This window comes from Bacteroides cellulosilyticus DSM 14838 (genome assembly GCF_000158035.1).
GTDB lineage: Bacteria > Bacteroidota > Bacteroidia > Bacteroidales > Bacteroidaceae > Bacteroides > Bacteroides cellulosilyticus.
The window spans coordinates 507,521-517,708 of sequence record NZ_EQ973489.1; the positions used below are offsets into that span (position 1 = coordinate 507,521).

Consider the following 10,188-nt stretch of genomic DNA (forward strand, 5'->3'; position numbering starts at 1 on the left):
CGTGCAAACGATGTTGGCTCTGACACTGGCGAAGGCTGCTGCCATTGTTTACGGCCAGGTGTTGAGCAATGAAGAAATGGCTAATCTGGTTGATAATCTGTTTGCTTGTCCTACTCCGAATTATACACCGGATGGACGTACCGTATTGTCAACGATTAAAGAAGAAGATATTGAAAAACTATTTGCTCGTTAAAGTAGTATAATCTATTTGTTAAAACAATTTCGCACATACGTGTGAATGATATTCGCCCCTACAGGACTGATTAAGGTGCTTGTAGGGGCGAATCATTATTTATTTATCTGTATAGAAGCCTTCCTGCCCGGCTTGTGGCGCGGTCGGAACAAAAAAAACTATCTTCGTAAAACCTTTTAGTTCGGATGGTGTTATTTAAACAGTTACAATAATGAATTTAAATTAACCACTTAACTATTTAAGGTATATGAAAAAGATTCTAATGTTACTGGCTTTGGCCGGTTTGTCTTCTGCTGCTATGGCGCAACAGAAGACTGAAGTAGTCGAATACGAAATTATCCAGGTACAGGATAAATATCAGGTAATCACCAATCCTTTCTGGAGCAATTGGTTCTTCTCTATCGGCGGCGGTGCTGAAGCTACTTTTGGTGATAATGATAGTGCAGGAAGTTTTGGTAAGCGTATCAGTCCTACATTGAATATCTCTGTCGGTAAATGGTTTACTCCCGGTTTGGGATTGCGTCTGCAATATAGCGGTTTGCAGGCTAGAGGCTTTACTTATGATAAAGGTGCCGACTACGTGAAGGGTGCCGAGCTGAAAGACGGTTACTATAAACAACGTTTTGACTATATGAACTTGCACGGTGACGTGATGTTCAATCTGAATGCTCTTTTCGGAGGTTATAATCAGCATCGTGTTTATGAGATTATTCCTTATGTAGGTGCCGGTTTCACTCACAATTACTCCAAACCTCATCGCGAAGCTTTGTCCGTGAATGCAGGTATTATCAATAAATTCCGTATTTCGAATGCGGTAGATATTAACCTGGAATTGAGCGCAATGGCTGCTGAAGATAAATTTGATGGTGAAGTAGGTGGTGATCACGGATATGATGGCGTATTGAGCGCTACGGTTGGTCTGACTTATCGTTTCCCCGCCCGTGGTTTCCGTCGTCCGATGCCGCAGTTGATTTCTCAGATCGAACTGGCCGCCATGCAGGATAAGTTGGCTATGATGGGTGCACAGAATGCAGAATTGAAGAATGCATTGGTACAGGCTGAAAACCAGCCGGTGGCTGAAGTAACAGAAACACAGGTGATTGTTCCGGATCCGGATATCGCACCGCGTACCGTATTCTTCCAGATTGGTTCTGCTGAATTGTCTCCGCGTGAAATCATGAACCTGTCTTATCTGGCAGAACAAATGAAACAGTTCCCGAATGCAACGTACACCGTAAACGGTTATGCTGACTCTGCAACCGGTACTCCGGCATTCAACAAGGAGTTGAGCTTGAAACGTGCACAAGCTGTTAAGAATGCATTGGTTAAGAATTACGGTATTGCTGCCGATCGCTTGAATGTGGAAGCCGGTGGTGGTGTAGACAAATTTGGTCAACCGATCCTGAACCGTGTGGTATTAGTGAAATCTGCTAACTAAATATAGTCTTTCCATTAAAAAGGGAACGCCCTGTTCTCTCGTAGATTCTACGGGAGGTCAGGGCGTTACTCGTAACAGAGGATATTGTTTTTTATTCTCCGCTGAATTTCTTCACTTGTTCTGCTATCAGTTCCGTATCGTCGAAATAGTTGATCTTCATTGCTTTGCGTACATCATCCAATGTAGCGGCGGCAACTTCGCGTGCTGCGTCGCAACCTTTCTTCAGCATGTCATAGATGGCAGGAATGTCTTTTTCAAATTCTTTGCGACGATTGCGAATCGGTTCCAGCGTCTCCTGCATGATGGAGTTAAGGAATCCTTTCACCTTCATATCACCCAGACCGCCACGCTGATAATGTGCTTTCAGTTCATCGAGGTTCGGATATTCGGGCAGGTAAAGGCCGAAGTGTTCGGGGCGGCAGAAAGCATCCAGATAAGTAAATACAGGGTTGCCTTCTACTTTACCCGGGTCTTGTACACGCAAGTGGTCGGGATCGGTATACATACCTTTCACTTTCTTCTGTACTTCGTCGGCAGAGTCGGAGAGGTAGATACAGTTGCCCAGGCTCTTGCTCATCTTGGCTTTTCCGTCTGTTCCGGGCAGGCGCAGACAGGCGGCGTTTTCGGGCAGGAGGATTTCCGGCTCAACCAGTGTTTCGCCATAGATATAGTTGAAACGACGAACGATTTCGCGTGCCTGTTCCAACATTGGTTCCTGATCTTCGCCCACAGGGACAGTTGTTGCCTTGAAAGCGGCAATGTCCGCAGTCTGGCTGATGGGGTAGGTGAAGAAACCTACTGGGATGCTGGCGTCGAAGTTGCGCAACTGAATTTCTGCCTTTACTGTAGGATTACGTTGCAGGCGGCTTACGGTCACCATATTCATGAAGTAAAAACTCAATTCGCACAGTTCGGCAATCTGAGATTGAATGAAGATAGTGCTTTTTGCCGGGTCCAGTCCGCATGCCAGATAGTCAAGCGCCACTTCGATAACATTCTGACGTACCTTTTCCGGGTTGTCCACATTGTCAGTCAATGCTTGTGCATCGGCAATGAAAACGAATATCTTGTCATACAAACCGGAGTTCTGCAACTCCACTCTTCTTCTCAATGAGCCCACATAATGTCCTATGTGCAGGCGTCCTGTAGGGCGGTCGCCCGTGAGGATGATTTTCTCTTTAGACATATTTATATTATTCTATTTATTATGTTTTTCTTTGAAAATGAATACAAAGGTAACGTTTTTCTCTGACTTTAGCTTCATAATTCTTTAGAGAAGCGAAAGAGAAACCATACTCTTGTTGCTTTTCCTGAAAAAAGAGTTTACCTTTGTAGAAATATACTTAATATAAAACGCGATGAAAACAGATTTTGATTATCAAGCGGTCCCTCAAGGGTTTATTCATTGTTTCAAGGACGATTGTTCCAGGTCAGATACTTGCTTGCGCCGTTTGGCTGCGCGGCATTGCACGGCTGATAAACCTTTGATTACAATTCTCAGTCCGGCAGCTGTTCCTGCCGATTCTTCTCAGTGTTCCTATTTCCTGCCTATCCAGAAGATACGTGTGGCATGGGGGGTAAGAAACTTATTTGACGATGTTCCTCTTAGCTTGGCAGCCGATATGCGGCACCAGATTGTTTCCTACTTCGGCAAGACGCATTATTATCGGATCTACCGTAAAGAGCGTTTCATTACGCCTGAAGGTCAGCGATATATCAGGCATATATTTACTCAGAACGGCATTACCGACGCACTTCAGTTTGAGTCTTATTCGGAAGTCTATAAGTGGTGATTAGTTTCTCGGTGTGGAACTGGCGGTTTCATGCCTTGAAACCTGTAGTTTCACACCGAGAAACTGATAGTTTCAAGGCATGAAACTACAAGTTTCAGCTGATGAAACTAATGGCGGTACTATATCATGCTTTTAAATAGCTTATAGGAGGCAATTGCTATTTTAAATAAATATAGAGAATAAAGACAGGCTCTAAATTTGTTTATTATCGAAATAAGTCGTTACTTTGCACAAATTTTAAAACAACGATGCAACAACACGGAAAAAGAGATACATATAATCTGTATTCGAATGAATTTCATTCGTTAGTCGATGATTTCTCTTTCTCTGAGAAGATATTGTTAGTTCTTTGGTAATGCGTTAATCCTTTGTTGGGTAACGCATTTTTTTTGTGCCCGAATGTATAGGAAGAAACTTAATAGACAACAAGAGAATATATGGAAAAGAATTTGAAGAAAGTGTTGGTCTTGGGCTCAGGTGCACTCAAGATCGGTCAGGCCGGGGAGTTCGACTATTCCGGTTCGCAGGCATTGAAGGCTCTGCGTGAAGAAGGTATCAGTTCAGTGTTGGTGAACCCGAATATTGCTACTATCCAAACATCGGAAGGTATTGCAGATCAGGTTTATTTCTTGCCTGTAACCACTTATTTCGTAGAAGAAATCATCAAGAAAGAACGTCCCGATGGTATTCTGTTGGCCTTCGGTGGTCAGACGGCTCTGAACTGCGGTGCCGAGTTGTACACAAGCGGTGTGCTGGCTAAGTACGGTGTGCGCGTATTAGGAACTTCGGTGGAAGCTATCATGTATACGGAAGACCGTGACCTCTTCGTGAAGAAGCTGGACGAGATCAATATGAAAACTCCCGTCAGCCAAGCTGTAGAAAGTATGGAAGATGCAATTGCTGCTGCTGAACGCATCGGTTTTCCGGTTATGGTTCGTTCCGCTTATGCACTGGGCGGTTTGGGTAGCGGCATCTGCCAGGATAAAGAAGAGTTCCTGAAGTTGGCCGAAAGCTCTTTCGCTTTCTCTAAACAAATTCTTGTAGAAGAGTCTCTGAAAGGTTGGAAAGAAATTGAGTTCGAAGTAATCCGCGATGCTAACGACCACTGCTTCACGGTGGCAAGCATGGAAAATTTCGACCCGCTGGGTATCCATACGGGAGAGTCTATTGTAGTGGCTCCGACTTGTTCGCTGACTGACGAGCAGGTGAAGATGTTGCAAGATCTTTCTACGAAGTGTATCCGTCATCTGGGCATTGTGGGCGAATGTAACATTCAGTATGCATTTAATGCGGAAACTAACGACTACCGTGTGATTGAGGTGAATGCCCGTCTGTCGCGTTCTTCTGCTTTGGCTTCTAAGGCTACGGGTTATCCGTTGGCATTCGTGGCCGCTAAGATCGCATTGGGCTATACGCTCGATCAGATTGGTGAAATGGGTACTCCGTATTCAGCATATGTAGCTCCGCAACTGGATTATCTGATTTGTAAGATTCCTCGTTGGGACTTGACGAAGTTCGTAGGTGTATCCCGTGAAATCGGTTCCAGCATGAAGTCTGTAGGTGAAATCATGTCTATCGGACGTTCTTTCGAAGAAATCATCCAGAAAGGTTTGCGTATGATCGGTCAGGGTATGCACGGATTTGTAGGCAACGACCTGCACTTCGATGATCTGGATCGTGAGCTTTCACGTCCTACCGACTTGCGTGTATTTGCTATTGCTGAAGCTTTGGAGAATGGCTATACGATAGACCGCATCTTTGACCTGACCAAGATTGATCCCTGGTTCCTTGGCAAGTTGAAGAACATTGTTGACTATAAGTTGAAGCTTTCCCAATATAATAAGGTGGAAGATATTCCGGCCGACGTATTGCGTCAGGCAAAAGTGCTGGGCTTCTCTGACTTCCAGATTGCGCGTTTCGTACTCGAGCCGCAAGGCAATATGGAGAAAGAAAATCTGATGGTGCGTGCACGTCGTAAAGAGTTGGGCATCCTGCCGGCTGTAAAACGTATTAATACGATTGCTTCCGAGCATCCTGAACTGACTAATTACCTGTATATGACGTACGCCGTTGAGGGTTATGACGTAAACTATTACAAGAATGAAAAGTCAGTGGTTGTACTGGGTTCCGGTGCTTACCGTATCGGGTCTTCCGTAGAGTTCGACTGGTGTTCGGTAAATGCCGTGCAGACTGCACGTAAGCTGGGTTACAAGTCCATCATGATTAACTATAACCCTGAAACCGTATCTACTGACTATGATATGTGTGATCGTCTTTACTTCGATGAGCTGTCTTTTGAGCGTGTACTCGATGTTATTGACCTGGAACAGCCGCGCGGTGTAATCGTATCTGTAGGCGGACAGATCCCGAACAACCTGGCAATGAAACTGCATCGTCAGTCAGTGCCCATCCTGGGAACTTCTCCTCTTTCTATTGACCGTGCTGAAAACCGTAATAAGTTCTCTGCTATGCTCGACCAACTGGGTATCGACCAGCCGGCTTGGCAAGAGCTTACCAGTCTGGAAGATGTGAAAGGTTTCGTAGAGAAAGTGGGTTATCCGGTACTGGTTCGTCCGTCTTATGTACTTTCGGGTGCTGCGATGAACGTATGCTACGATGAAGAAGAATTGGAGAACTTCCTGAAAATGGCTGCTGAAGTATCTAAAGAATATCCGGTGGTAATTTCTCAGTTCTTGCAGAATACAAAAGAAATCGAATTTGATGCTGTTGCCCAGAATGGTGAAGTGGTGGAATATGCTATTTCCGAGCATGTGGAGTTTGCCGGTGTACACTCCGGTGACGCTACATTGGTATTCCCTGCACAGAAGATTTACTTTGCTACGGCACGTCGTATCAAGAAAATCAGCCGTCAGATTGCAAAGGAACTCAATATCTCCGGTCCGTTCAATATTCAGTTCCTGGCACGTAACAATGAGGTGAAGGTAATCGAATGTAACCTTCGTGCTTCACGTAGTTTCCCGTTCGTGTCTAAGGTGCTGAAGCGTAACTTTATTGAAACTGCTACCCGCATCATGTTGGATGCTCCTTATACTCGTCCTGACAAGTCGGCATTCGATATCGACTGGATTGGTGTGAAAGCTTCTCAGTTCTCTTTCTCCCGTCTGCACAAGGCAGACCCGGTACTGGGTGTGGATATGTCTTCTACCGGTGAAGTAGGCTGTATCGGTGATGATTTCTCCGAAGCATTGCTGAGCGCCATGATTGCTACCGGCTTCCAGATTCCTCAAAAGGGAGTGATGTTCTCTTCCGGTGCCATGAAATCGAAAGTAGATTTGTTGGAGTCCAGCCGCATGCTCTTCAATAAAGGATATAAGATTTATGCAACGGCAGGTACAGCCGCTTTCCTGAATGCTCATGGAGTGGGCACTGAAGCTGTTTACTGGCCCGATGAACGTCCTGACGCAGAGAACAACGTGATGAAGATGATTGCCGAACACAAATTCGATTTGATTGTCAACATTCCGAAGAATCATACGAAGCGTGAACTGACAAACGGTTACCGTATCCGTCGTGGTGCTATCGACCATAACATTCCGTTGATTACGAATGCTCGTCTGGCAAGTGCTTTCATCGAAGCATTCTGCGAACTGAAGTTGGAAGATATTGCTATCAAGAACTGGCAGGAATATAAGTAATAAGATATCTGTCTGAAGTTAAAAAAGAGATGCTAAATTGGCATCTCTTTTTTTTATGGCTATCTTTGTGGGTAGATGGACTTTTTGAAACTATAATCTTTATCAACAGGAGTATGAATGAAGTAGAGAAAATGCGTAGTTCGCAACTGGCGGATATGTCTGCCCCGGAAGTACAGGTAAAGTTTGAATATGCCAAGAAGTTGCTGGCAAGGATGCGGCAATTGAGTACTTACGATGAGGCTTACAGAGGATTGTTGGAAGACCTGATACCGGGAATCCCGGAGACATCCGTTGTGTGCCCGCCTTTCCATTGCGATCATGGGGATGGTATACGTCTGGGTGAACACGTATTTGTGAATGCAAATTGTACTTTTCTGGACGGAGGTTATATCACGATTGGTGCCCATACATTGGTGGGACCTTGTGTGCAGATTTATACTCCACAACATCCGATGGATTATGTAGAACGTCGTACTCCGAAGGAATATGCCTATCCGGTGACGATAGGAGAGGATTGCTGGATTGGCGGTGGTGCTGTTATTTGTCCCGGCGTAACAATTGGTGATCGCTGTATTATTGGCGCCGGAAGTGTGGTGACGAAAAACATACCCGATGATAGTGTGGCGGTAGGAAATCCGGCGAAGGTGATCAGAAAGGTAATGCCGGAACGATGAAGTGATGTGAATTCAGTTATCTGTTAAATCAAAATACGATCTTGAACCATGAAAAAAATCCCCCTTTTCTTTATTGTTTTAGTTTGTATGTTGGCTGGACAATTAAAAGCAGCAGACGATTTTCTTCCCCAATCCAGATGGATTGGCAGTGAACATTCTCAAAGTACTCCGAACACTTGGCTTTGTTTCCGTAAAACAATCGAGCTTCCCGGTGTTCCCGGTGAGATGATTGCCAACATTGCCGTGGACTCTAAATACTGGTTGTGGATTAATGGAGAACTGGTCGTTTTTGAAGGTGGGCTGAAGCGTGGTCCGGCTCCCGGAGCTACTTATTATGACCGGGTGGATATGGCTCCTTATCTGAAGAAAGGAAACAATGTTATTGCCTTGTTAGTGTGGCATTTTGGAAAGAATGGGTTCAGTCATGTAAACAGTGGGACTGCTGCTCTGCTTTTTAGTGCCCGGGCATCGGGGGTGACTATTGTCAGTGATAAGAATTGGCAGTGCAGTGTGTATCAGGCTTATCAGAATACAGAAGCGCCATTCCCTAATTATCGTTTGTCCGAAAGTAATATCCGCTTCGATGCACGCAAAGAGTTGGCAGGCTGGAATCAACCTTCTTTTGAGGGTAAGTTAGGCCCGGCCATTGAAATTGGCTTTCCGAATGAAATGCCGTTTGGAAAATTGGTGCCTCGTCCCATTCTGATGTGGAAGGATAGCGGATTAAGGGAATACCCGGAGGTGGTGAAGAATGAAACCGGGGATACTATTCGTTGCCGTCTGCCATATAATTGCCAGATTACTCCTTACTTGCATGTGAAAGCTCCTGCCGGATTGAAGATTGGTATGCTGACTGATAATTATACAGGTGGCAGTGCAAACAATGTGCGGGCGGAATATATTACTCGCGAAGGTGAACAGAACTATGAAAGTTTTGGATGGATGAACGGACATGAAATGCTGTATGTGATTCCTGCCGGAGTGGAAGTATTGGGGCTTAAATATCGGGAAACGGGTTATAATGCAGACATAAAGGGGACTTTCACCTGTGATGATGCTTTCTTTACCGAGCTCTGGAAACGGAGTGCCCGTACCTTATATATTACCATGCGCGACAATTATATGGATTGCCCTGATCGCGAACGTGCGCAGTGGTGGGGAGATGAAGTGAACGAGCTGGGTGAAGCTTTCTATGCGCTCGACCCGCGTGGCTGGCAATTGGCTGTCAAAGGCATTTATGAACTGATGAATTGGCAACGGGCGGATGGGATTATTGCCTCTCCGGTTCCATCGGCTAACTGGTGTAAAGAGTTGCCTCTGCAAATGCTCGCCTCTGTCGGATGGTATGGATTTTATACACAGGCATTTTATAGTGGTGATTATTCATTTGTTCCTCACATTTATGAGGGAATGAAAAAATACCTGCATGAAGTGTGGAAGGTGGATGCGCAGGGATTTCCTATTCCCCGTCCCGGTGACTGGAATTGGGGCGACTGGGGGACTGACGTTGACCTGGAAGTTCTTACTACTTGTTGGTATTATTTGGCTCTTAAGGCTGAGAAAGAATTCGCACTTTATTTATATAAACAAAACGATGCCAATCGGGTAGACGAAATGATGAAGCGTATTGCCGCTGCTTTTGATAATCGTTATTGGACGGGTACCGCTTATCGTTCCAGATCGTATAAAGGTGAAACTGATGACCGCTCTCAGGCTATGGCCGTTGTGAGTGGATTGGCTCCGGTGGGAAGATATAAGGCTTTGCTGAAGGTTTTCAAGAAGGAATATCATGCCAGTCCCTATATGGAAAAATATATCATGGAAGCTCTCTTTGTGATGGGGGAACCGAACTTTGCATTGGAGCGTATGCGTAGCCGGTATACTAAAATGATGGCATATCCTTATACTACCTTATTCGAGGGGTGGGGAATAGGTGCCGAAGGTTTCGGGGGTGGTACTATCAACCATGCGTGGAGCGGTGGTCCGTTGACTATATTGAGTCAAAAGTTATGCGGAATAGAACCTCTGAAGCCTGGCTTCAAGCATTTTCGGGTAGCTCCGCAGCTTGGTATGTTAAACGAGGCATCGGCAGTGGTACCTACTCTTTACGGCGATATACGGGTAGATATAAAGAAACAAGACCGTATCGTGAATATACATGTAATCGTTCCTCCGGGTACTACTGCTGTAGTGGTATTGCCTGCTGGCAAAGAAAAGGTACTTCCACCGGGAAGTTATATCCTCCCGTAAACCGGGAAGAGAAAACATGAGTTATAAGGATGATTCTTTGATGAAAAAAAAGTTTTTTGTTAAATTGCTGAATTTCAATAAGTATATATCTTTCTGTATGTTTTTCTTAGAAAATAGTTCGCAATTATTTTGGTAATCTCAAAATAAGCTGTACCTTTGCATCGCTTTTGAAACGAAAGTGTAC

General features: G+C 44.9%; 6 protein-coding genes and 1 pseudogene. 6 read left to right on the forward strand and 1 reads right to left on the reverse strand.

Annotation, left to right across the window (positions count from 1 at the left end):
* Window positions 1-193, forward strand: a pseudogene (locus BACCELL_RS04655) (DNA mismatch repair endonuclease MutL); the annotation flags it as partial.
* Window positions 194-440: 247 nt separating this feature from the next.
* Window positions 441-1,631, forward strand: a complete 1,191-nt coding sequence (locus tag BACCELL_RS04660) for an OmpA family protein (protein WP_007210422.1) — start codon at window positions 441-443, stop codon at window positions 1,629-1,631.
* Window positions 1,632-1,722: 91 nt separating this feature from the next.
* Here the strand turns inward: BACCELL_RS04660 and trpS are convergent, their stop codons facing one another.
* Complete coding sequence (gene trpS / locus BACCELL_RS04665; RefSeq protein WP_007210423.1) at window positions 1,723-2,817, reverse strand: tryptophan--tRNA ligase; 1,095 nt, start codon at window positions 2,815-2,817, stop codon at window positions 1,723-1,725.
* A 172-nt stretch (window positions 2,818-2,989) separates the two neighbouring features.
* On the opposite strand from trpS, the gene BACCELL_RS04670 reads away from it, so the two are divergent.
* The 4 genes from BACCELL_RS04670 to BACCELL_RS04685 all read left to right on the forward strand — a co-directional run bounded on the left by BACCELL_RS04670 (window position 2,990) and on the right by BACCELL_RS04685 (window position 10,004).
* Window positions 2,990-3,424, forward strand: coding sequence for a DUF6078 family protein (locus BACCELL_RS04670; protein WP_007210424.1), 435 nt, complete (start codon window positions 2,990-2,992; stop codon window positions 3,422-3,424).
* A 437-nt stretch (window positions 3,425-3,861) separates the two neighbouring features.
* Window positions 3,862-7,080, forward strand: a complete 3,219-nt coding sequence (gene carB / locus BACCELL_RS04675; RefSeq protein WP_007210425.1) for a carbamoyl-phosphate synthase (glutamine-hydrolyzing) large subunit — start codon at window positions 3,862-3,864, stop codon at window positions 7,078-7,080.
* A 113-nt stretch (window positions 7,081-7,193) separates the two neighbouring features.
* Window positions 7,194-7,754 carry a sugar O-acetyltransferase gene (locus tag BACCELL_RS04680; RefSeq protein WP_022209484.1) on the forward strand — a complete coding sequence of 187 codons (561 nt, stop codon included), beginning with the start codon at window positions 7,194-7,196 and terminating at the stop codon, window positions 7,752-7,754.
* A gap of 48 nt (window positions 7,755-7,802) precedes the next feature.
* Window positions 7,803-10,004 carry an alpha-L-rhamnosidase-related protein gene (locus BACCELL_RS04685; protein ID WP_007210427.1) on the forward strand — a complete coding sequence of 734 codons (2,202 nt, stop codon included), beginning with the start codon at window positions 7,803-7,805 and terminating at the stop codon, window positions 10,002-10,004.
* Window positions 10,005-10,188 lie beyond the last annotated feature (184 nt).

Coding starts and splice junctions, on each gene's coding strand:
- trpS (WP_007210423.1), bottom strand. CDS start 2,817: ATGTCTAAAGAGAAAATCATCCTCACGGGCGACCGCCCTACAGGACGC.
- BACCELL_RS04685 (WP_007210427.1), top strand. CDS start 7,803: ATGAAAAAAATCCCCCTTTTCTTTATTGTTTTAGTTTGTATGTTGGCT.
- BACCELL_RS04680 (WP_022209484.1), top strand. CDS start 7,194: ATGAATGAAGTAGAGAAAATGCGTAGTTCGCAACTGGCGGATATGTCT.
- carB (WP_007210425.1), top strand. CDS start 3,862: ATGGAAAAGAATTTGAAGAAAGTGTTGGTCTTGGGCTCAGGTGCACTC.
- BACCELL_RS04670 (WP_007210424.1), top strand. CDS start 2,990: ATGAAAACAGATTTTGATTATCAAGCGGTCCCTCAAGGGTTTATTCAT.
- BACCELL_RS04660 (WP_007210422.1), top strand. CDS start 441: ATGAAAAAGATTCTAATGTTACTGGCTTTGGCCGGTTTGTCTTCTGCT.